Genomic DNA, 21,782 nt, shown 5'->3' with positions numbered 1-21,782 from the left:
TTACTGCACGCTGACGAGGGTGAGGTCGACGAACCAGGATTGCGGCGACACGAAGCCGTGGATCTTCTTCGACATCCCCCGCGGGTTGAGGTCGTGGACGACGAACAGCCACGGCGGATTATCGACGAGGCGCTCGTGCGCGACCTTGGTCTGCGCGTCGATCACCTTGGCGTCGGTGGTCTCGGCGAGCGCCTTGAGGGCGGCGTCGAACTGATCGTCCTTCCAGTTGGGGAAGTTGAAGCCGGCCGGCGGGAAGCGGTCGCTTCCGAAGTAGCGCGCCATCACGGCGGCGTCCGAGGACGGCGAGGAGACGTTGAGCGCCATCGAGCCCTGCAGGCTCTGCGCATCCGGCAGCGCGCGGCTCGAATTGAGCAGCACCTGCCACTCGACCACGTTGAAGCTCAGCTCGACGTTGCAGGACTGCTTCAGGTTCTCCTGCAGGTACTCGTTCATCGGCATGGGCAGCATCTGGCCCGAGCCGGAGGAGGAGATCATTACCTTGAGCTTCAGGGGCTTGGCGTCGGTGTAGCCGGCCTCGGCCAGCAGCGCCTTCCCCTTGGCGGCGTCGAACGTGTAGCGGTTCTTCGGCGACCCGAAATTCGGGTCCTTGTCGTTGAGCCATCCCGAGGCCGGCTCGGCCGTACCGTTCAGCAACTCCACGATGCCGGCGCGGTCGACGCAGTAATTCAGCGCCTGCCGGACGCGGACATCCTTCAGCGGGCTGTCCTTTGCGCCCATATTGTAGAGATAGGGCCAGACATGCGGGTACGAGCCCGTGGTGATGGTGAAGCCCGCCTGCTTCAGGGACGGGATCGCGTCGGGGGCCGGCACCTCGATCCAGTCGACCTGACCGGACCGCAGGGCCGCCACCCGGGCATTGGCCTCCGGGATCGGCAGCAGCCGGACCTTGTCGACCTTGGCCATCCGGTTCTTGTCCCAGTAGCCGTCGAACTTGGCGAGATCGACCGCCTCCCGCGGGGCGACACGGGTGATCTTGAACGGCCCGGTCCCCGCCGCCGGCAGCGTGGCGACCTTGTTCCAGTCGTGACCCGCTTTCTCGAAGGAGGCCGGCGAGGTGAACAGCAGGTAGACCACCATGTAGGGGAAGTACGAGGCCACCTGCGTGGTGGTGATCTGAACGGTGGCGTCGTCGATCTTCTTGTAGCTGCCGACCAGCGGCGCCCGGGCCCGGGAAATGCCGGCGCCCTGCGGCTCGAATTGCGGGCTGTCGTTCTTGAAGTAGCGGTCGAGGTTCCAGATCACCGCGTCGGCGTTGAACGGGGTGCCGTCATGGAATTTGACGCCCTGGCGCAGGTGGAAGGTCCAGATTGTCTTGTCGTTCGGGTCCTGCTCCCAGCGCTCGGCGAGCGCCGGGATGATGCCGGCGAGCTTGGTGGTGCTCTTCAGGTCCCACTGCACCAGCCCCTCGAAGATCGGGTAGCCGAGGAAGCGCATCCCCTCGAAGCCGTTGTTCGGCATCCCCGTGGTGGTGGGAATGTCGGAGGCCGTCATGGCGATGCGCAGCACGCTCTCGGCGCTGGCAGGCCCCGCCAGGACGACGGGTCCGGTCAAGGCAGCGGAGCCGGCCAGGGCGGCGGCAATCAGGCGGCGCATTTTCATCAGACCTCACGCGTGGAAGGTGCGGCTCGCCCCCGGCAAGTCCCGCGCCAGACGGGGTCATCATGCCCGCGTCCGGCGAAGGGACAATGTCACCGGCAGCCCCTTGCGCTCGGCCGCGGCGGCGTCACGATAATACAGAATCCAAGGCGCCGCCGAGGCCGCCAGTGAGAGGGACGAAGCCCGTGAGCGATGGGATGCCGGACGCCATGAACGGGGCCGAGAGCCTGGTCCGAACCCTCGTGGAGGGCGGGGTCGAGGTCTGCTTCACCAATCCCGGAACCTCCGAGATGCATTTCGTGGCCGCCCTGGACCGGGTCGAGGGCATGCGCTGCGTGCTGTTCCTGTTCGAGGGCGGGGCGACCGGCGCGGCGGACGGCTACGCCCGCATGGCCGACAAGCCGGCCTCGACGCTGCTCCACCTGGGGCCGGGCCTCGCCAACGGGCTGGCCAACCTGCACAACGCCAAGAAGGCGCGCACGCCGGTCGTCAACATCGTCGGCGAGCACGCGACCTACCATCGGGAGTACAACGCGCCGCTGACCTCGGACATCGAGGGGCTGGCCCGGCCGATGTCGTCCTGGGTGCGGACCGGGATGAGCGCCGCCGAGATCGGACCGGACGGCGCCGCCGCGATCGCGGCCGCCCGCACAGCGCCCGGTCAGGTCGCGACCCTGATCCTGCCGGCCAACACCGCCTGGGACCCCGGCACGGGGCCCGCGTCGGTGCCGGCGATCCCCGAACGCGCGAAGGCCGGCGACGATGCGATCGCGGCGGCGGTGAAGGCGCTGCAGAGCGGCGAACCGGTGCTCCTGCACCTCGGCGACCGGGCGGTGCGGAACGCAGGCCGGGTCCTCGCCGACCGGATCGCCCGCAAGACCGGCGCGCAGCTGATGGCGATGACGTCGAATTCACGGATCGACCGCGGCGCCGGCACCGTGCCGATCGAGCGCCTGCCCTACCCGATCGACCAGGGCATCGCGGCTCTGAAGGATTTCCGCCACATCATCCTGATCGGCGCGACCCCGCCGGTGGGTTTCTTCGCCTATCCCGGCAAGCCGAGCCTGCTGGCGCCGGAGGGCTCCTCCACGATCACCCTGGCCACCCCCGAGGAGGACCAGATCGACGCCCTGGAGCGCTTGGCCGAGGCCGTCGGCGCCCCGCCCGCCGAGCCGATCGCCGCCGGACCGCGGCCGACGCTCCCGACCGCCGGCCCCCTCGATCAGGATACGATCGGGCAGGTGCTCGGCGCCCTGATCCCGGAGGGCGCGGTGATCTGCGACGAGTCGATCACCACGGGCCGCAACTTCTTCGCCCTCACCCGGGACGCGGCACCCCATACCTGGCTCCAGCTCAGCGGCGGCTCGATCGGGCTCGGCATCCCGATGGCGACCGGCGCCGCCGTGGCCTGCCCGGATCGGAAGGTCATCAACCTCCAGGCCGATGGCAGCGGGCTCTACACCGTCCAGGCGCTCTGGACCCAGGCCCGCGAGCACCTCGACGTGGTGACGCTGGTCTGGTCGAACCGCTCCTACGCGATCCTGCGGGCGGAATTGACCAATGTCGGCGCCCACAATCCCGGCCCGAAGGCGCTCGGCATGCTGAGCCTCGACGACCCGGCTTTGGATTGGGTGAGCCTCGCCAAGGGGTTCGGCGTGGAGGGGCGGCGCGTCGAGACGCTTACGGAGTTCATCGAGGCGTTCCAGCACGCGCTCGCCCACAAGGGGCCGCACCTGATCGAAGTGGCCCTGTGAGCGGGGCCACATACGCCCTCCCCGGGCTCGAGGGTCCGGCCGAGATCCGGATCGACCGCTGGGGGCTTGCGCATATCCGCGCCGGGACCATGCTCGACGCGTTCCGGGCGCAGGGCTTCAACGCGGCGCAGGACCGCCTCTGGCAGCTCGACCTCTGGCGCAAGCGTGGCCTCGGCCTGCTGGCGGCGGATTTCGGGCCCGGCTACCTCGCCCAGGACCGCGCCGCCCGGCTGTTCCTCTATCGCGGTGACTTGGCGGCGGAATGGGCGGCCTACGGTCCGCAGGACACGAAGGCCATCGTCACGGCCTTCGTGGACGGGCTCAACGCCTACGTGGCGCTCACTGAGGCGCAGCCCGAGCTGCTGCCGCCTGAATTCGCCCTGACGGAGACGCGCCCGGCCCGCTGGCAACCGGAGGACGTGGTGTGCATCCGCAGCCACGGTCTGGTGCGCAACGTCCTCTCCGAGGTCGCCCGCGCCCGGGTGCTGGCCCGCGCCGAATCCCGGGAGGCGGGGCTCGCCGCGGACGATCTGCGCAAGCGGATCAGCCCACCGCACGATCCGGTGGCGCCGTACGGGCTCGACGCTGCCGACTGGCCGGACGATCTCCTCGACGTTTTTCGGCTGGCGACCGCAACGGTCGGGTTCTCTCCCGAACGTCTGGCGGCGACCCGGGAAGAGGCCTGGGCCTGGAGCAAGGTCGACGCGCACGGCGCCGTCACCCGCGGCCCACGCGCCGCCCCGAAGGAGCCGGTGGAGGGCTCGAACAACTGGGTGGTCGGCCCATCGCGCACCGATACCGGGCGCCCGATCCTGGCGAGCGACCCGCACCGGATCTACCTGCAGCCGTCCCTGCGCTACGCCGTCCACCTCACGGCGCCAGGACTCGACGTGATCGGGGCCGGAGAGCCGGCCCTGCCCGGCATCTCGATCGGCCATAACGGCCACGCCGCCTTCAGCCTGACCATCGCGCCGATGGATCAGGAGGATCTGTTCGTGTGCGAGACCGACCCGACCGATCCGGGTCGCTACCGCTATCGCGATGGCTGGGAGCCGATCGAGCGCATCGCGGAAACAATCCCGGTGCGCGGCGGGCCGGACGAGACCGTGGTGCTGGGCTTCACCCAGCACGGTCCGGTGATCCGCGAGGCGGGGGGCCGAGCCTTCGCGCTGCGGACCGTCTGGTCGGAGCCGGGCGCTGCCGCCTATCTCGGCAGCCTCGCCTATCTCGACGCCACCACCCCGGAGGCGTTCGGCGCGGCCCTGCGCCACTGGTCGGCGCCCTCGGTGAACCAGCTCTATGCCGACGCCACGGGGCGGATCGCGTGGTTCATGGCCGGCAAGGCCCCGGTTCGGCCGGCCCATGACGGGCTGCTGCCGGCGCCGGGCGATGGCCGCTACGACTGGGCGGGTTTCCACGATCCCGGCGCCTTGCCCCGAAGCCTCGATCCGGAGGCGGGCTGGCTCGCCACCGCCAACGAGATGAACCTGCCGCCGGACTTTCCCGCGGAGGCGCACAAGGTTGGGTTCGAGTGGGCCGAACCCTGGCGCGCCCGGCGCATTCGCACGGTGTTGGGCGGGCAGACCCGGCACAGCCTGGAGGACTCGCGCGCGCTTCAGGGCGACGTCTTTTCCGAGCCCGCCCTGCGGCTCGCCGATCTGATTCGGGCCATGCCGGCGGCCTCGGATCCCGATGTGGCCTCGGCCCAGGCCCTGCTGGCGTCGTTCGACGGGACGCTCAATCCGGTCTCCGCCGCCGCTGCCCTCATCGAGGTGTTCTGGGTGCATCACCTGCGGCCCGCCCTGCTCAAGGCGCTGGTGCCCGACGCCGACACCCGCCGCCTCCTGCCGCCCGGCGACACGCAGAGCCTGATCGAGCGGCTGGAGGCTGGTCTCGACCCGGCGACGCGCGACGCACTCCTGGTGGATGCCCTCGGAGCCGCGTTCCGGGATTGCCTGGAGCGGATGGGGCCGGACCCGATGGGACGGCTCGCGCCGGAGACAGAAGGCCCTCTCCCTCCCCCCTCTGCGGGGGAGGGTGACCCTCGCGTCAGCGAGGGTCGGGAGAGGGGAGCCCGGTTTCAGGAAGGGACGATACCTTCAAGACGGGAACAGCCTCATCCTGCGCCGCCGCTCCCCTCTCCCGACCCGCTTCGCGGGCCACCCTCCCCCGCAGAGGGGGGAGGGGGTGATGCGGATGCGACGGCTCATTGCGAACCCCACAACGGCTGGTCCTGGGGCCGCCTGCACCACGCCCTGTTCGCCCATCCCCTCTCCGGCCTGAGGTCCGATCAGGCCTGGGATGTCGGCTCCCTGCCCGTGGGCGGGTCCGCGGCATCGGTCATGCACGCGGAGTACAGGACCGATACGTTCCGGCTCACCCACGGCGCCTCGTTCCGCATGATCGTGGACGTGGGGGACTGGGACCGCTCGGTCTTCATCAACGTGCCGGGCCAGTCCGGGGACCCGGGCAGCCCCCACTACGCCGACCTGGCCTCCGTCTGGGGCCGCCAGGACCATGTGCCGATGCTCTACGGCCGCGAAGCCGTGGACGCCGCCACCGAGACGATCATCGCATTGACCCCGGGTCCCGCCTGACCGGGCGGCCGGGGCGGAGTGGGACTCAAACCTTGAAGATCTTCATCGCCGGCCTCGCCACCGAGACCAACACCTTCGCGCCGCTGCCCACGGGCCGTGCGGCCTTCCACGCCGACTACGCCCGCCGGGACGGCACAAGGAACCCGCCGAGCCTCAGCAATATCGGCCTCAAGGCGTGGCGCGAGCTCGCCGAGGCCGACGGCCACACGGTGGTCGAGAGCCTCTCGACCTTCGCGCAGCCCGGCGGGATCACCCTGCGGGCCGTCTACGAGGAGCTGCGCGACGCCCTGCTGGCGGATCTGAAGGCCGCCCTGCCGGTCGATGCGGTGCTGCTGTTCATGCACGGCGCCATGGTGGCCGAGGGCTATGACGATTGCGAGGGCGACACCCTGGAGCGGGTCCGCGCACTCGTGGGGCCGGACGCCGTGATCGGCGTCGAGCTCGACCTGCACTGCCACCTGACCGAAACGATGCGGACGAGTGCCGACGTCATCGTGATCTACAAGGAATACCCGCACACCGACATCGTCGACCGCGCCCGCGACCTCTATCCGCTCGTGGTGCGGACCGTCGCGAAGGACATCCGGCCGGTGATGGCCTATGCCGATTGCCGGATCGTCAACATGTGGCGCACCAGCCGCGAGCCCGTCGCGGGCTTCGTGCGCCGGATGGAATCGCTGGAGGGGCGGGACGGAATCCTGTCGGTCTCCTTCGGGCACGGCTTTCCCTGGGGCGACGTGGCCGATGTCGGCGCCAAGATGCTCGTCGTGGCCGACGGCGATGCCGGCAAGGCGCAGGCGCTCGCCGACGAACTCGCCGGCGCCGTCTGGGCGATGCGCGAGGAGGCGGCGAGCCGCTGCGACACGATCGATGCCGCCATCGATGCGGCGCTGGCCTCCGACGACCCGCGCCCGATGGTGCTCGCCGATTTCGCCGACAATGCCGGTGCGGGCGCACCTTCGGACAACACAGCGATCCTCGCCCGCCTCGCCGAGCGCGGCATCCGGGACGTCGCCCTCGGCCTGATCTGGGACCCCGGCGCGGTCGGGATCTGCCACGAGGCCGGGCTCGGCGCGACCTTCACGCTCCGCATGGGCGGCAAGTGCGGCGTGACCTCGGGCGATCCCGTGGACCTGCGCGTCACCGTGCGCGGCCTGTCTGACGATCACAACCAGACCGGACTGAGCGGCGGCCGGGCGCAACTCGGCCCCGCCGCCTGGGTCGAGGCGGACGGGCTCCACGTGGTGCTGACCCACAGGCGTCAGCAGGCCTTCGCACCGGACGCCTTCACGGGGCTTGGGCTCAATCTCGACGACAAGCGGATCGTCGTGGTGAAATCGATGCAGCATTTCTACGCCGCCTTCGCGCCCATCGCGAGCGAGGTCCGCTACGTGGCGGCCCCCGGCGCAGTCCCGCCGGATTACGGCGCGATCCCCTACACGAAGCGCCCGGGCCACTACTGGCCGCGTGTCGCTGATCCCTTCGCCGAAGAGGCCGCCCGATGATCCCGGACCTGCACCTCGACGCCCGCGAGGTCCTCGCGACGCTCCGCCCCTGGGTCGAGTGCGAGAGCCCGACCTACGATGCGGCCGCGGTCAACCGGATGATGGGCGTGGCCGCCCGGGACCTCGCCCTCCTGGGCGCGCGGGTCGAGACGATCCCCGGGCGGATGGGCCTGAGCGATTGCGTCCGCGCGCGCTTCGCGCATCCCCGCCGGGACGAGCCGGGGATCCTCATCCTCGGCCACCTCGACACCGTCCACCCGGTGGGGACGCTCGGCGCCCTGCCCTGGCGGATCGAGGGCGACCGCGCCTACGGGCCGGGCATCCTCGACATGAAGGGCGGCAACGTGATCGCGCTGGCGGCGATCCGGGCGCTTGCGGCGGCCGGGATCGAGACGCCGCTGCCGGTCACCGTGCTGTTCACTGGCGACGAGGAGGTCGGCAGCCCCTCGACCCGCGACCTGATCGAGGCCGAGGCCGCCCGCCACGCCTTCGTGCTGGTGCCGGAACCCGGCCAGCCGGAGAACGGCGTGGTCACCGGCCGCTACGCCATCGCGCGGTTCGATCTGGAGGCGACGGGCCGCCCGAGCCATGCCGGATCCTCGCCCCACGAGGGCCGCTCGGCGATCCGCGCCATGGCGCGCAAGATCCTCGCCATCGACGCCCTGTCGGATGCCGATTGCACCTTCTCCACCGGCATCGTCTCGGGCGGCCAATGGGTGAACTGCGTGCCGACGATCTGCCGCGGTCAGGCCCTCAGCATGGCCAAGCGGCAGGCGGATCTCGACCGCGGCGTCGCGCGGATGCTGGCCCTGTCGGGGGAGGAGGACGGCGTCCGCTTCTCCGTGACCCGGGGCGTGACCCGGCCGGTCTGGGAGCCCGATGCCGGGGGCTTGGCCCTCTACGAGACGGCGCGCCGCCTGAGCGAGGAACTCGGCCACCCCCTGCCCCACCGGAGCGCCGGCGGCGGCTCGGATGGCAATTTCACGGGCGCCAACGGCATTCCGACGCTGGACGGGCTCGGCCCCCTCGGCCAGGGCTACCACACCCTGGAGGAGCATGTGCTGATCGAGACGCTGCCGCAGCGGGCGCGGCTGTTCGCGGCGCTGCTGGCGAGCCTCGGGGCGGCCTGAGTTGCGGTTTCGAAAGGGCGAGCCCTTTCGCGGGCCCAGGGCAACGCCCCGGTGAACATCTCAGGGCCAGATTTCTCAAGACTTTGCCTGAGCACCCGCCAAAGGGCTGAAGCCCTTTGGAAACCCAGGCTCTAACGGTTTCTCAGGCCGGATCGACCGGCATCTCCGGCACCCCGGCGGCCTCGATCGCCGCGCCGGCCGCGAGGCACAGGTCCTCCCGATAGCGGGCCGCCACGAGCTGCACGCCCACGGGCGTGCGCCCGACGAGGCCCGTGGTCACCGTCAGCCCCGGGATCCCGAGCGGCGCCAGCCCGACCTGGAGGAGGTTCGCCTCGAAGGCCCGGGCGACGCCGGCCTCCGTCCGGTCGAGACCGTCCGGGAACGGCAGTTCGGCCGAGACCGGCACCAGCAGCACCGGGTTCTCGGCCAGGAACAGCGACCACTCCCGGGCGAGCGTGAGGCGACGCGTCAGCGCCCGGGCGATCGCGTCCGGCGCCATCGCCTCGGCGCGCCCGCGGAAACTCTCGAGCAGGCCGATCGCCGCCGGGTCGCCCTCGCGCTCCGCCGCCTCGCGGACGGCGGCGTAGCCGTCGCCCAGCCAGAGCTGGAGCTGCAGCTCGCTCGCCTCGCGGATCGGGGGCGTGTCGGCGATCTCCGTCACCGTCCAGCCGGCCTCCGAAAGCCGGCGGGCCGCGTCCCGCAGGGCGGCCTCCACCTCCGGCACGACGGCAAGCCCCCCGGGCCGGACGCACAGGGCGACCCGCCGCGGGACTTCCGGACCCACGAGCGGCGCCGGCACCCACCAGGGATCGCGGGGATCGGGGGCCGCCATGGCTTCCAGGCCGAGGCGCAGATCCGCAATGCTGCGGGCGAGCGGCCCCGAGACGGCCATGAGCTGCGGCCCGATCCCGCGCTCGGGTGAGGATGCGTTCCAGGCCGGGATACGGCCGAGGCTCGGGCGCAGGCCGTGGACGCCGCAGGCATAGGCCGGGTAGCGCACCGAGCCGGCGATGTCGGTGCCGTGGGCGATCGCCCCGATTCCGGCCGCCACCGCGGCGCCGGCCCCGCCCGACGAGCCGCCCGGCGTCAGGGCCGGATCGCGCGGATTCTTCGTGTCGCCGTGGATCTGGTTGGTGGTGAACCAGCGCAGCGAGAAGGCTGGCGTGTTGGTGCGCCCGAGCAGTACCGCGCCGGCCCGGCGCAGATTGGCGACCACGGGATTGTCGTCCCGGGCCACGAGATCGCGCTGAAGCAGCAGCCCGTTGGTGGTCGCGAAGCCGCGCTGGTCGGCATTCACCTTCACGGTCACCGGCACGCCCGCCAGCGGCCCGAGGGTCTCGCCGCGGCCGCGCGCGGCATCGACCGCGTCGGCCTGCGTGAGCACATCCTCCGGGCGATGCTCGACCACGGCGTTGATTCGACCGTTGACGGTGTCGAGCCGGTCGAGGGCCGCCTGGGCCACCTCCCGGGCCGAGACTTGGCCGGTTCGAATCAGGGCCGCGAGGTCGGTCGCCGTCAGACGCCAGAGCTGCATCGGATGTCCTTTTGCGCGCCCCGATAGGGCGGGGTCGAAACCCCGATTCGCTGCTCGGGGCGGGGTGTGATCATCGCATTCAATATGCAAGCCATCCGCCACTTTTTTGCGCAGCCGAGGATCATCAGTAGAGTCAAGGATTTGCCGCGTCGCAACAGAAATACCTAAGCATTCGTCCGTCTCCGGCCCTTGCCACAATGTTTCCGATCGATAACCTGCCCCTCGTTCGCGCGTTCGATTGGCCCATTCACCAGGGAGGGATGATCTCCTCAGTCCACGGCAAGTAACCTCTCACACAGGAAGAGACCCATGGCAGAGGTGATTCGCGTCAAGCCGACGCATGATGGCACATACACCGTGTATCGTGGGACTTTGGCCGTGATCTGCGGCCTGACCCGGCTCCAGGCCGAGCGCTATGAGGCCAGCCTGACCCGGCAGCAGCGCACCGCCGCCTGATCGGATCAATGCATGTCGACGGGGCCGAGGTCGCACATCGTGCCCTCGGCGCCCAGACCGCGCCGCCGGGCGTCGAGCGCGTACCCGTCCCCGACCCGGGCCACCTCGTACAGGATGTACGAGGCCCGACGCGTGGCGATCGCCCCGTGCCCGTCCGGCCGGGCCGAGGCCGATGGGACGCCGACAATAGGGACGCCGCCCCCGTCAGGCCCCGGGATCCGGGCGGTGCTGGTGACGTGATTGTGGCCGTGCAGGATCAGGTCCGCGCCCGCGCGCCCGATCATCGCCGTGAACGCCGCCGCGTCGATCAGCTCGCGGCCCGCCGCCGCGCCCCCCGGCTGCGGCGGGTGATGGATCATCACGACCCGGAACGGACGGCCCGGCTCGGTGGCGAGCGCCCGGAGCAGGGATTCGGCCGCGGCCAGCTGCGGCGCGCCGAGGCGTCCCGTGGCCACGAAGGGTTTTGTCGGGATCGCGCTCGACAGGCCGACCAGGGCGAGGGGCCCGCGCCGCCGCAGATAGGGAAACCGGCCGACGGAGCCCGAATCGTCGCTCGTGTAGGCGCCGCAGGCGTCGAGCAGCCCCTCCAGGGAGCCGCGGACATAGGCGTCGTGATTGCCCGGCACGAAGCTCACCGCATCGGGTGAACCCAGGGCCTCCAGAAAGGTGCGCGCCGTCTGCCACTCGCTCGGCAGGCCGATGTTGCACAGGTCGCCCGTGCAGGCGACGTGCCCGGCCCCCTGCCCTTTCAGGTCGGCAACCAGGGCCTCCAGCACCGTCATGTCGTGGCTGCGCGACCGGCCGCGCCGCCAGTTGGCGTAGCCGGTGGCGCGCTTGCCGATGAGCTGATGCAGGCGCACCCGGCCCAGGGGGCCGACATGCGGATCGCTGAGATGGGCGAGGCGAAAGGTCAACGCCGGGAATCACGCGCGGGACGGGCCGGGAACGGCTTCCGCATCGCGGGCGCGGCCCCCGCCGTCAAGCGCTTCTCGTCATGCGTGTCATGCGCTTCCAATCGCCATCCCGGCGGCCAGCACCAGGGCGCCGCCGAGCATCACCTGCAGGGCTGCCCGCCAGAACGGTGTCGCCATGAACCGGGTGCGGATCGCCGCGATGACGGCGAGCTCGACCACCACGACCAGCACGGCAAGGCTCGTGGCGAGCCAGAAGGGGTTCGGCCAGCCCGCCGGCAGGGTATCGGGAATCGCGTAGGGCAGCGTGTGGCCGAGGCCCCCCAGCGTCGTCATCACGCCACAGACGAGGCCGCCGATCCAGGGATCGCCGCGGCCGGTGACGCTGCCGTCGTCCGACAGGGCCTCGGTGAAGCCCATGCTGATCCCCGCGCCGACCGAGGCCGCGAGGCCCACCAGGAAGGTCGCGTTGTTGTGTCCCATGGCGAAGGCCGCCGCGAAGATCGGTGCAAGCGTCGAAACCGAACCATCGATCAGACCCGCGAGGCCGGGTTGCACGTAGCGCAGGACGAAGGCGCGACGGGCCTCCGCGGCCAGCGCGGCGGTGCTCTCGAGGACGGCTGCCATTCGGGCTCTCCCTTTCTAGATCGATTCCAATCTATAGTCTGGAATAGATCTAAACAAGCGGTCTCGCCGTGTTTTCGCCGCGCCGCGAGAGCATCCGCGTCATCCCGGAGCAGCAGCGTCGCCGGCGCTTGCGCGCGCAGGTTGTGGTCCGGGCCGATTGTTTCGTCTCATGCGCGGGGGCTAGAGCATGCGCGGTCGATTTCGATCCGGAACTGATCGGGTGGCCTTCCGGCCATCCCAGGCGTGACATGAGCCTCGGCAAGCGTTTCCTTCGTCAGCCCGCCGTGCAGCGCCTGCTCGGCCGTCTCGCTGCGGCCTACCTGCGTCTGGTGCGGCGGACCAACCGCTTCGTGATCCAGGCGGGCAATGCACCGCCCGGCAAGGCCGATGCCTGGCTCGACGCGCACACGCCGCTGATCGCCGGCATGTGGCACGGCCAGCACATCATGATGCCCCTGATGCGCCGGCCCCACGACAGGGTCGCCACGATCATCTCGCGGAATGTCGACGGCAACATCAACACCATCGCGCTGGAGCACCTCGGCACGCGGGTGATCCGGGCCTCGGGGGCCCGTGGCCGGAGCCGGGCCACGGATATGCGCGCCAAGGGTGGGGCCGAGGGGCTGCGGGCCATGCTGCGGGCCCTGAAGGACGGCGAGTCCGTGGCCTTCAGCGCGGATGTCCCGAAGGTCTCGCGCCGGTGCGACGCCGGCATCCTGACGCTGGCGCGCCTCTCGGGCCGGCCCATCGTGCCGGCCGCCGTGGTGACCAGTCGGCATCTGCGCTTCAAATCCTGGGATCGTGCCTGTCTGGGCCTGCCCTTCGGGCGCGGCGCGATCGTGTTGGGTGATCCGATCTACGTGCCGCGCGACAGCGCGGGCGAAGCCTTCGAGACGCTCCGGCGCTTCGTCGAGACCGAGATGAACCGGGTCCATGCCCGCGCCTACGCCCTGGTCGGGCGGGCCGATCGGGCGGCGCTCTATCGCGAGGCTGCGCCGGCCGCGGTCGCCGCGCCGGTGGGAGACGCCGCGTGAGGCGCCCCTCCGTCACCCTGCCGTTGCAGGCCTACCGGGCCGGCCTGCGGATCGGCGCCCCGGCGCTGTCCGGGCTGCTTGCGTGGCGGGCGCAGCGCGGCAAGGAGGATCCGCTGCGCCTCCCGGAGCGGCGCGGCCTGCCGGGGCGCGCCCGGCCGATCGGGCCCCTGGTGTGGATGCACGGCGCCAGCGTGGGCGAGGCGCTGTCGCTGATCGGCCTCGTGGAGGGCATGATCGCCCGCGGCTTCTCCGTGCTGGTGACCACCGGAACCCGCGCGGCCGCCGACCTGATCGGCGCCCGCCTGCCGGTCGGCGCGGTCCACCAGTACATGCCCCTCGACGCGCCGCGCTGGATGGCGCGGTTCCTCGACCATTGGCAGCCGAACCTCGCGGTCGTCGCCGAATCCGAGATCTGGCCCAACATGATCCTCGCGCTCGACGAGCGCGAGATTCCGCTGATCCTGGTCAATGGTCGCATGTCGGCGCGTTCGTTCCGCGGCTGGGAGCGCTGCCCGCGCACCGCCAAGGCGCTGCTGTCGCGCATCGCCATCTGCCTCTGCCAGACGCAGGAGGACGGGGCGCGTTTCGCCAAGCTCGGTGCGCCCCGGGTGAGCATCTCCGGCAACCTGAAATTTGACGCGCCGGTGCCGCCGGCCGATCCGCAGCAGCTCGCCTATCTGGGCGCGATGGTGGCCGGACGACCGATCTGGATCGCGGCCAGCACCCATCCGGGCGAGGAATCGGTCATCGCCTACGCGCATGCGCTGATGAAGGAGCGGTTCCCGCACCTCCTCACCCTCATCGCCCCGCGGCACCCGGCCCGGGCGGAAGAGGTGGTCGCGTGCGCGGCGAATATGGGCCTGCGCACCGCCCGGCGCTCGACCGGCGGACGCCCTCACCCGTCCGTGGACGTCTACGTCGCCGACACGATCGGCGAGCTCGGCCTGTTCTATCGACTCGCCCCCCTGGGGTTCCTCGGCGGCTCGCTGGTCCCCCGGGGCGGCCAGAACCCGATCGAGCCCGTGCGCCTCGACACGGCGGTGCTGCACGGGCCGCAGGTCGGGAATTTCAGCGCCATCTACCAAGCCCTCGATCGCGCCGGAGGGGCGATCCCGGTGCAGGACGGCGTCGAGCTGGCCGCGGTCGTCGGCGAATTGCTCGGGGATCGGGACCGGCTGGCCGCCATGGCGCAGGCCGGGCAGAACGCCCTGCGCCCGTTCGAGGGGGCGGTGGCCCGCACGCTGGCGGTTCTCGACCCGTTCGTCGCGCAGATGAAGTTGCAGCGCCTCGACCGCGGCGGTCGCGTACGCCCGCTCGCACGGGCCTGATGCGGCCCCCGCGATTCTGGACGTCCGGGCCGGATCACCCTCTCGCGCGCGTCCTGGCGCCCGCCGGGGCAGCCTATGGGGCGCTCGTGTCCCGACGCATGGACCGGGCGGGAAGCCGGGCGGGCTGCCCGGTCCTATGCCTGGGCAACTTCACCCTGGGTGGGGCGGGTAAGACGCCCGCGGCGCTGGCGGTCGCGGCGCTGCTCGCGGAACTCGGGCAGACGCCCGCCTTCCTGTCCCGCGGCTATGGCGGACGGGAGGCCGGTCCGGTGCGGGTCGATCCCGGCCGGCATGCCGCCGCGGAGGTCGGCGACGAGCCGCTGCTGCTCGCCCGCCGGGCGCCCACGATCGTGTCGCGGGACCGGCCGGCCGGGGCTTCCCTGTGCCGGCGGGTCGGGGCCGACGTGATCGTGATGGATGACGGGCTGCAGAATCCCGCCCTCGCGAAGGATCTCAGCCTCGCCGTGGTGGATGCACCGGTCGGCCTCGGCAACGGCTTGCCCTTTCCGGCGGGTCCGCTGCGGGCGCCCCTCGCCCGGCAATGGCCGCATGTCGGGGGCCTGATCGTGATCGGCGACGGCGCGCCGGGCGACGCCCTCGTCCGGGCGGCCGGGACGCGCGGCCTGCCGGTCCACCGGGCGCGGCTCATTCGGGAAACGGACGATTGGGCGGGCCGGCGCTGCCTTGCCTTCGCGGGGATCGGTCGTCCGGCCAAATTCTTCGCCACGCTGGCCGAAGCGGGGGCGGTGATCGTCGGGCGGCGCGCCTTCCCGGACCATCACGCGTATCGGGAGGGCGAACTGGCCGCCTTGGCCGAGTCGGCGCACCGGCTCGGTGCCGAGCTCGTCACCACCGAGAAGGATGCGGTGCGCCTGCCCGCATCCGTCTCGAACCGGGTGCGGGTGCTGCGTGTGCGCCTCACGTTCGACGGACCAGAGGGCCTGCGCCGCCAATTGCGACAGGTGCTCGATTCCGCACCCTGACGATCAGGGCCGGCCGGTCTCCTTCAGGCGCTTCAGGATCGCCTCGGGGGAGGAATAGGCCTCCTGGCGCAGCGCGCTCCAGTAGCGCAACGCGTCGAGGGGAATCGTCTCGCCGGTCACCGCGCAACGCACGAAGCTGCCCGGCTTGACCACCCGCATGGTGCCGTCGCCGTACTCGACCACCGCTTCGCCATTGTTCGCGCGCTCGTAACGACCCAGCACGTCCGCCTCCTGCCTGATGCCGCCCTTCTACACGATCGGCGCGGCCGGCGATCCCCCCGGAACATCAGTCCAGCATGGACCGGGTTTCATCCTGTGCGAGCATGGACCGTGCCGCCGCTGCGTCGACATGCATGCGTTCGACCAGGGCATCGGCGCTGGCGAACCGCTCCTCGCCGCGGATGTAGCCGACGAACTCCACGGCGATCTCCTGGCCATAGAGATCGCCGGAGAAATCGAACAGGTAGGTCTCCAGCAGCGGTGCCCCGTCATCGAAGGTCGGGCGGCGGCCGTAGCTGGCGACGCCGTCGCGCAACGCGCCTCCGGCGAGGCGTACCCGCACCGCGTAGATCCCGTGCGCAAGGCCGCAATCGGGCACCATCAGGTTGGCGGTGGGAAAGCCGAGCTGCCGGCCGCGCTTGTCGCCGTGGCGGACCGGGCCCAGCACGAACCAGCGGTAGCCCAGCAGGGCGTTGGCCCGGGCGATGTCCCCCGCGGTGAGCGCAGCGCGGATCGCGCTCGATGAGACCGGCTCCGCCTCGTCGCCGACGGCGACCGGCGCCACGATATGGCAGCTCAGGCCGGCCTCCCGGCACAGATCGGCCAGGATCGCGGGTGTGCCCTCGCGGCCACGGCCGAAATGAAAATCATGGCCGACGACCACACCGGATAGGCCGAGCGAGGTCTTCAGGAAGTCGACGACGAAGGCGCGCGCACCCGTCGCGGCGAGCGCCCCGTCGAAGCGGCGCACGATCACCCCGTCGAGTCCCAGGCGGGCGAACACGATCTCTTTGGCGGTGAGTTCGGTCAGGCGGAACATCGGCGCGTCGGGGGTGAAATAGGCCCGCGGATGCGGCTCGAAGGTCAGGACCACGGCGGGCCGGCCGCCGTCCCGCGCGGCCGCGCGTACGCGCTCGATCAGGACGCGGTGGCCGAGATGGACGCCGTCGAAATTGCCGATCGCCGCCACCGCCCCCGTCAGGGCCGGCGGAACCGGCGCGTCGGGGCGGCAGATCGTGAAGGTGCGCGCCGCCGTGTCGTCGCCTGAGGCCATTGTGTCGGGGTCGGATGCTCGGAAGGTCGGGTGGGGTCGCAGGCCATGCCCGCGCGGGGCCCGACGCGACCGGACCCTGCCGAAAGGTGCCCGGAGGGTCAAGCGAGGGGGGCGGCGGCGCAACACTCGGCCGGGCCATGCGCTGGCGACGGCGATTAACGGCTTCGCAATGCGCAAGCCCTATTTAAAATCACGTACGGCGCAGCTAAATTGCAGCCTTAGCGAAGCGTTAATCTTTCCGGGAGCCGCCGCGGCTTCCCGCCGGGCAATTACGGAGTAGTGGTTCGATGGCTCTCGACTTGAGCATGCCGATCCTCGTTGTCGATGATTACCAGACGATGGTCCGCATTATTCGTAATCTTCTGAAGCAGCTCGGCTTCGAGGAGGTTGATGACGCTTCTGATGGTACGGAAGCACTGGCCCGTCTCAAGGACCGCAAGTACGGCCTGGTGATTTCCGATTGGAACATGGAGCCGATGACGGGGTACGAGCTGCTCCGGCACGTGCGCGCCGACGAAAATCTTCGGACGACGCCGTTCATCATGGTGACGGCCGAATCGAAGACCGAGAACGTCATCGCTGCCAAGAAGGCGGGCGTGAACAACTACATCGTCAAGCCGTTCAACGCCGCCACCCTGAAATCGAAGATCGAAGCCGTCTGCGGCAGCTGATTGGGATCGATGAAACGTTCCCCGCGTCGTCCGGCTGCCCCGCCAATGCGTCGGATGATTCCTGCGCGCGGCGCGGGTGATCCGGACGGAGGCCGATCTCAGGAGAACAGCATGTCGTTAGCCGTCCCTCGGCAGTCCGAAGTGCGACTCCGGGAACCCCAGGCCGTCATCGCCGAGTTGAGCGAGATCGCCGAATACATCTCCCATCTCCGCGAGGAGATCGGGGCGCTCCGCGCGAACGAGATGAGTCGCGACCGGATCCCCATGGCGCATGAGGAGCTCGGCAGCGTGGTGGCGGCGACCGCGGGCGCCACCAACACCATCATGGAAGCGGCCGAAGCCATGCTCGGCCTGCCCGACGGGCCCGGCTACCGCGAGGCGGTCGAGGAGCGCATCAACACGATCTTCGAGGCCTGCGCGTTCCAGGACATCACGGGACAGCGAATCGCCAAGGTGGTCGAATCGCTCCGGCTGTTCGAGCAGCGCCTCGCCCGGTTCGTCGGTGCCGTGAAGGCGCGCGACGCCGCCACGACCGACCCGGTCGAGCGCGCCCGCCGCGCCCGTGCGGAGGATCTGATGCTGAGCGGCCCGCAGGCCGACGCAGCGATGCCCTCCCAGGACGACATCGACGCGCTCTTCGGCTGACGCGAATCGGGTCGGCGGCCGGTCGACTCGCCGGCCCCGCGCCGGTTACAGGGGGTCCGGTAACCCGGTGCCGTCTGGCGGCAGGGGGAGGTCCCGGCGGGTATGGCGGCGCGGTTCTGGTCCGACTTCACGACGGAGGAGCTGAAAAACCGCGACATGCGGCGCGCCATCGCCGTGCTGCCCGTGGCCGCCACCGAGCAGCACGGCCCGCATCTGCCGCTCGCCACCGACACGATCATCGCGGACGGCTACCTCGCCGCGGTGCAGGCATGCGTTCCGGACGCCCTCGACGTGCTGATCCTGCCCGTGCAGGCGACCGGCAAGTCGGATGAGCACGATGAATTCCCAGGCACGCTCACGCTGGACACTGGGACGGCGCTCGCGGCCTGGACGGGCATCGGCGCCGCCCTCCGCCGGGCCGGTTGCCGCAAGCTGGTGATCGTCACGAGCCATGGCGGCAACAGCGCGCTGATCGACCTCGTGGCGGCTGAGTTGCGCGCCCGGTACGGCATGGTGGCGGTGACGACTGCCTGGGCCCGATTCGGCTATCCCGACGGCCTGTTCCCGGCCGATGAGATCGCCCACGGCATCCATGCGGGCGGGGTCGAGACCGCGCTGATGCTGGCCCTGCGGCCGGACCTCGTGCGGACCGACCGAATCGCCAATTTCCCGCCGCGGACGCTCACGATGATCCGCGATTTCACCCACCTGCGCGCCGGCCGCCCCGCCGCCTTCGCCTGGAAGGCCGGGGATCTCCATCCCTCCGGCGCCATGGGTGACGCGCGGCTCGGCACCGCCGAGGCCGGGCGCGCGGCCCTGGCGCATGGGGCGCGGGCCTTCGTGGCGCTGCTGCGCGATGTCGATGCCTTCGAGCTCGATGGGGCCGGTCCGGCGTAACCGCGGTTGCCGGGGGGCGAAAGAGTCGGTGCGCCGGATCGATCCGCCGGCGCACAGGAATCCACGCCATGCGCCCTGTCGCTCCGATCACCCTCGCCCTCGCGTTCCTCGGCGCCGTCGGTCCGGCCGCGGCTGCGGACCGCCCCGTCGTCGTCGAGCTCTTCACCTCGCAGAGTTGCTCCTCCTGCCCGCCCGCTGAGGCGCTGCTCGGTCGGCTCGCGCATGAGGGCGGCGACGTCCTCCCGCTCGCGTTCCACGTCACCTACTGGAACCATCTCAACTGGCGCGATCCCTATGCCCTGCCGGCCGCGACGGCGCGGCAGGATGCCTATGCGGCCCGGTTCGGCGGCCCCGGCTACACGCCACAGGCCGTGATCGATGGGACAGTCGGCCTCGTCGGATCCGACGAGGCGGCCTTGCGCGGCGCCATTGCGCGGGCCCGGGCGTCCGGACCCGGCATCCCGGTGGCGCTGGCCCGCGACGGTGACCGACTCGTCACCCGGGTCGGCCCCGGGGCCGGCGCCGCGCGCGTCCTGCTGGTCGGGTTCGATCCGAGCCATACCACCCGCGTGCTGCGCGGCGAGAATGCTGGGCGGACCCTGGAGCAGGCCAACGTCGTCCGCGCGATCCACGATCTCGGTCGCTGGTCGGGGGCCGCCGCGACCTTCGCGGCGGCGCGACCCGAGGGCGATACGGCGGCCGTCCTGCTGCAGGCGGCGGATGGGCGCATCCTCGGCGCCGCCCGCCTCGATCAGGATGGGGCGCGGCGGGAGGCGCTGCGATGATCCTCGCCGTGCCGGCCGGGCTCGCCACCTGCGGCTGGTCGCTGGCGCTCGGCTCCGAGGCCGGGCAAGATGCGGCGCTAGCCGGGGAACGGAACGGCGGCGGAGCCCGGATGGCGCTCGAAGAGGAACTCGCAGGCCTGATGGCCTCCGCGCAACGCGGCGACGCGGCCGCCTATCGTGCGCTGCTGAAGGCCTGCCTGCCCGTGGTCTCGGCGATCGCCCGGGCGCAGGGCGTGCGCGGCGAGGCGGTGGACGATGTCGTGCAGGACACGCTGATGACCGTTCACCGGGCCCGGGCGAGCTACGATCCCGCCCGGCCGTTCATGCCCTGGCTGCGGGCCATCACCCAGCGGCGGGCCATCGACCGGCTGCGCCGGGCGGGCCGGCGCCCCCGGGAGGTCAACGACCCCCTGGCCTACGAGGCCGAGATCGATCCCGGCCCGGCTCCCAGCCAGAGCCTGGAGGCGCGGGACCGTGCCGCGGCGCTGGCCCGCGCGGTGGCGTCCCTGCCCGAGGGGCAGCGGCAGGCGGTGGAGCAGCTGGGCTTGCGCGAATTGTCCCTCGACGAAGCCGCAGCGCTCACCGGGCGCAGCAAAGGCGCCCTCAAGGTGAACCTGCACCGGGCGCTGAAGGCGCTCCGGACCAGCCTGACGCGGGAGGCGGAGTGATGGCCGAGCGCGCTGGCTGCGAAGCCTCCCGTCACGACCGGCTCGTCGAAGCGCTCGCTGGCGAGCTGGAGCCGGTGCGGCCGCTGCCGGCGCCGGGGATCCGCACAGCCCTGTGGCTCGGCGCGGCGCTGCTGGCCGGCCTGCTTCTGGTGGCGGAGGCCGGCATGGCGGGCTTCATGCTGCGCATGCACGTGCCCGACCTCGCCCTGGCGGCGATCGGTGCCGTCCTCACGGCGATCACGGCGGCCTATGCGGCCTTCGCGACGAGTGTGCCGGGACGCTCGGGCCGGTGGGCGCTGCTGCCGCTGCCGCCACTTGCCCTCTGGATCGGCGCGAGCGGGCTCGGCTGCCTGCGCGACTGGCTCGCCCCCGGGGCCGACATCCCGGGCGCCCATACGGTCACGGGCTGCTTCAGCTTTCTGATCTGCGTGTCCGTGCCATTCTCGGCGCTGATCGTCGTGATGCTGCGCCGGGCCTGCCCGCTCCGGCCGAAGCTGACAGCGGCCCTGGGCGGCCTCGCTGTCTCGGCGGCGGCGGCGGCTTTGCTGATGCCGGTCCACCCGCATGACGCCACCGCGACGGATCTGCTGATGCATGCGGCGGCGGTCGCCATCGTGATCGCGGTGAACGGGTTGGCCGGGGGACGGCTGCTCGCCCCGTCCTCGCGCGCGGCGTGCAGCGAGGCCGGGCCTGTCTGACCCAGGTGATCCGAGCTTCAGAGGGCAGAAGTCGTTTGGCGGGGTCTTGGGGCAGAGTTTCGCGATGGTGACCAGGGCTCTGCCCTGGACCCGCGAAAGGTCTCGACCTTTCGAAACCGAGACCTGTCGCTCCGCTCGAGGGGATGGCCGTCTTCAGTCGGCCTGCGGATCGAGCGCCGGCCAGTCCACGATCCGGTCCGGGTATTCCTCTTCCAGAAACTCCTCCTCGTTACCGGAGAGGCGGCCACGCACCGAGATGCCGGCCTCGTGCACGCTCGCGGCCCGGCCCGAGACCAGCGGGTGCCAGGGGTAGAGCGGCTCGCCGTCCCGCACGAGGCGGTAGGCGCAGGTCTGGGGTAGCCAGGCGATCGACCGCACCGCCTCGGGCGTCAGCCGGACGCAATCGGGCACCCGCTTCTGGCGGTGGACGTAGTCGCGGCACCGGCAGGTGAGGCCGTCGAGCAGCGTGCAGCCGATATCGGTGTGGTGGACCTCACCGGTATCCTCGTCCTCAAGCTTCAGGAGGCAGCACCGGCCGCAGCCGTCGCACAGGCTCTCCCACTCGGCGGGGGTCATGGCTTCGAGCGTCTTGGTGCGCCAGAACGGCTCGGCCGCCCCGCGGCGCACCGCCTCGGGCTTGGGCATCGATGAGGTCTCTCGATCGGGGAG

At 71.3% G+C, this 21,782-nt stretch carries 20 protein-coding genes and 1 pseudogene; 14 read left to right on the top strand and 7 right to left on the bottom strand.

From position 1 onward, the window contains the following. Complete coding sequence (locus MKK88_RS30345; protein ID WP_244006839.1) at positions 1 to 1,614, bottom strand: ABC transporter substrate-binding protein; 1,614 nt, start codon at positions 1,612 to 1,614, stop codon at positions 1 to 3. A gap of 212 nt (positions 1,615 to 1,826) precedes the next feature. Here MKK88_RS30345 and MKK88_RS30340 point away from each other — a divergent pair, with 212 nt between their 5' ends. From MKK88_RS30340 to MKK88_RS30325, 4 genes are read left to right on the top strand one after another with little or no spacing between them, the layout of a single operon-like run. Continuing rightward, positions 1,827 to 3,371 (top strand): acetolactate synthase large subunit, encoded by a 1,545-nt coding sequence (locus MKK88_RS30340; protein ID WP_244007005.1) that lies wholly within the window; start codon positions 1,827 to 1,829, stop codon positions 3,369 to 3,371. Further along, a complete protein-coding gene (locus MKK88_RS30335; RefSeq protein ID WP_244006837.1) occupies positions 3,368 to 5,968 on the top strand; it encodes a penicillin acylase family protein in 2,601 nt (866 codons plus the stop codon). Before MKK88_RS30340 ends, MKK88_RS30335 begins: the two co-directional genes overlap by 4 nt. Before the next feature lie 32 nt (positions 5,969 to 6,000). After that, a complete protein-coding gene (locus MKK88_RS30330; protein ID WP_244006835.1) occupies positions 6,001 to 7,473 on the top strand; it encodes a M81 family metallopeptidase in 1,473 nt (490 codons plus the stop codon). After that, entirely contained in the window at positions 7,470 to 8,603 is a 1,134-nt protein-coding gene (locus MKK88_RS30325; RefSeq protein WP_244006833.1) for a M20/M25/M40 family metallo-hydrolase, read from the top strand. The genes MKK88_RS30330 and MKK88_RS30325 overlap by 4 nt, the downstream gene beginning before the upstream one ends. Before the next feature lie 142 nt (positions 8,604 to 8,745). Here MKK88_RS30325 and MKK88_RS30320 read toward each other — a convergent pair whose 3' ends face one another. Beyond that, positions 8,746 to 10,137 (bottom strand): amidase family protein, encoded by a 1,392-nt coding sequence (locus MKK88_RS30320; protein ID WP_244006831.1) that lies wholly within the window; start codon positions 10,135 to 10,137, stop codon positions 8,746 to 8,748. Positions 10,138 to 10,446: 309 nt separating this feature from the next. Here MKK88_RS30320 and MKK88_RS30315 point away from each other — a divergent pair, with 309 nt between their 5' ends. Continuing rightward, positions 10,447 to 10,593 (top strand): hypothetical protein, encoded by a 147-nt coding sequence (locus MKK88_RS30315; protein ID WP_244006829.1) that lies wholly within the window; start codon positions 10,447 to 10,449, stop codon positions 10,591 to 10,593. Between the two features lie 5 nt (positions 10,594 to 10,598). Here the strand turns inward: MKK88_RS30315 and MKK88_RS30310 are convergent, their stop codons facing one another. Both MKK88_RS30310 and MKK88_RS30305 read right to left on the bottom strand, forming a co-directional pair. Beyond that, positions 10,599 to 11,507, bottom strand: a complete 909-nt coding sequence (locus MKK88_RS30310; protein WP_244006827.1) for a metallophosphoesterase family protein — start codon at positions 11,505 to 11,507, stop codon at positions 10,599 to 10,601. An 87-nt stretch (positions 11,508 to 11,594) separates the two neighbouring features. Then, positions 11,595 to 12,089, bottom strand: a pseudogene (locus tag MKK88_RS30305) (VIT family protein); the annotation flags it as partial. A gap of 290 nt (positions 12,090 to 12,379) precedes the next feature. On the opposite strand from MKK88_RS30305, the gene MKK88_RS30300 reads away from it, so the two are divergent. The 3 genes from MKK88_RS30300 to lpxK are packed head-to-tail and all read left to right on the top strand — an operon-like array spanning position 12,380 to position 15,476. Beyond that, complete coding sequence (locus tag MKK88_RS30300) at positions 12,380 to 13,165, top strand: lysophospholipid acyltransferase family protein (RefSeq protein WP_244006825.1); 786 nt, start codon at positions 12,380 to 12,382, stop codon at positions 13,163 to 13,165. Beyond that, positions 13,162 to 14,493 carry a 3-deoxy-D-manno-octulosonic acid transferase gene (locus MKK88_RS30295; protein WP_244006823.1) on the top strand — a complete coding sequence of 444 codons (1,332 nt, stop codon included), beginning with the start codon at positions 13,162 to 13,164 and terminating at the stop codon, positions 14,491 to 14,493. The genes MKK88_RS30300 and MKK88_RS30295 overlap by 4 nt, the downstream gene beginning before the upstream one ends. Beyond that, positions 14,493 to 15,476, top strand: coding sequence for a tetraacyldisaccharide 4'-kinase (lpxK, locus tag MKK88_RS30290; protein WP_244006816.1), 984 nt, complete (start codon positions 14,493 to 14,495; stop codon positions 15,474 to 15,476). The genes MKK88_RS30295 and lpxK overlap by 1 nt, the downstream gene beginning before the upstream one ends. Positions 15,477 to 15,479: 3 nt before the next feature. Here the strand turns inward: lpxK and MKK88_RS30285 are convergent, their stop codons facing one another. Together MKK88_RS30285 and MKK88_RS30280 are read right to left on the bottom strand one after the other, a co-directional pair. Continuing rightward, positions 15,480 to 15,698, bottom strand: a complete 219-nt coding sequence (locus tag MKK88_RS30285) for a DUF2093 domain-containing protein (RefSeq protein WP_244006806.1) — start codon at positions 15,696 to 15,698, stop codon at positions 15,480 to 15,482. 64 nt (positions 15,699 to 15,762) lie between these two features. Continuing rightward, positions 15,763 to 16,749 carry a bifunctional riboflavin kinase/FAD synthetase gene (locus MKK88_RS30280; protein WP_244006800.1) on the bottom strand — a complete coding sequence of 329 codons (987 nt, stop codon included), beginning with the start codon at positions 16,747 to 16,749 and terminating at the stop codon, positions 15,763 to 15,765. A gap of 287 nt (positions 16,750 to 17,036) precedes the next feature. Here MKK88_RS30280 and MKK88_RS30275 point away from each other — a divergent pair, with 287 nt between their 5' ends. The 6 genes from MKK88_RS30275 (at position 17,037) to MKK88_RS30250 (ending at position 21,113) form a co-directional block, all read left to right on the top strand. Next, the gene (locus MKK88_RS30275) at positions 17,037 to 17,420 is read left to right on the top strand and encodes a response regulator (RefSeq protein ID WP_091719055.1); all 384 of its coding nucleotides are present in this window, start codon (positions 17,037 to 17,039) and stop codon (positions 17,418 to 17,420) included. 111 nt (positions 17,421 to 17,531) lie between these two features. Then, complete coding sequence (locus MKK88_RS30270) at positions 17,532 to 18,065, top strand: protein phosphatase CheZ (RefSeq protein ID WP_244006799.1); 534 nt, start codon at positions 17,532 to 17,534, stop codon at positions 18,063 to 18,065. Positions 18,066 to 18,167: 102 nt separating this feature from the next. Then, positions 18,168 to 18,962, top strand: a complete 795-nt coding sequence (locus tag MKK88_RS30265) for a creatininase family protein (RefSeq protein ID WP_244006797.1) — start codon at positions 18,168 to 18,170, stop codon at positions 18,960 to 18,962. Positions 18,963 to 19,030: 68 nt separating this feature from the next. Continuing rightward, complete coding sequence (locus MKK88_RS30260) at positions 19,031 to 19,747, top strand: DUF1223 domain-containing protein (RefSeq protein ID WP_244006794.1); 717 nt, start codon at positions 19,031 to 19,033, stop codon at positions 19,745 to 19,747. A gap of 110 nt (positions 19,748 to 19,857) precedes the next feature. Beyond that, positions 19,858 to 20,415 carry an RNA polymerase sigma factor gene (locus MKK88_RS30255; protein WP_409566734.1) on the top strand — a complete coding sequence of 186 codons (558 nt, stop codon included), beginning with the start codon at positions 19,858 to 19,860 and terminating at the stop codon, positions 20,413 to 20,415. Continuing rightward, positions 20,415 to 21,113 (top strand): NrsF family protein, encoded by a 699-nt coding sequence (locus tag MKK88_RS30250; protein ID WP_244006790.1) that lies wholly within the window; start codon positions 20,415 to 20,417, stop codon positions 21,111 to 21,113. The genes MKK88_RS30255 and MKK88_RS30250 overlap by 1 nt, the downstream gene beginning before the upstream one ends. Before the next feature lie 153 nt (positions 21,114 to 21,266). On the opposite strand, the gene MKK88_RS30245 is transcribed toward MKK88_RS30250, so the two are convergent. After that, on the bottom strand, positions 21,267 to 21,758 hold the full coding sequence (locus tag MKK88_RS30245; RefSeq protein WP_244006789.1) for a YcgN family cysteine cluster protein: 492 nt from the start codon (positions 21,756 to 21,758) through the stop codon (positions 21,267 to 21,269). Positions 21,759 to 21,782: the final 24 nt, after the last annotated feature.

It is taken from the genome of Methylobacterium sp. E-005 (assembly GCF_022829725.1).
Taxonomy (GTDB): Bacteria; Pseudomonadota; Alphaproteobacteria; order Rhizobiales; family Beijerinckiaceae; genus Methylobacterium.
This window is presented reverse-complemented; position numbering and strand designations above follow the sequence as displayed.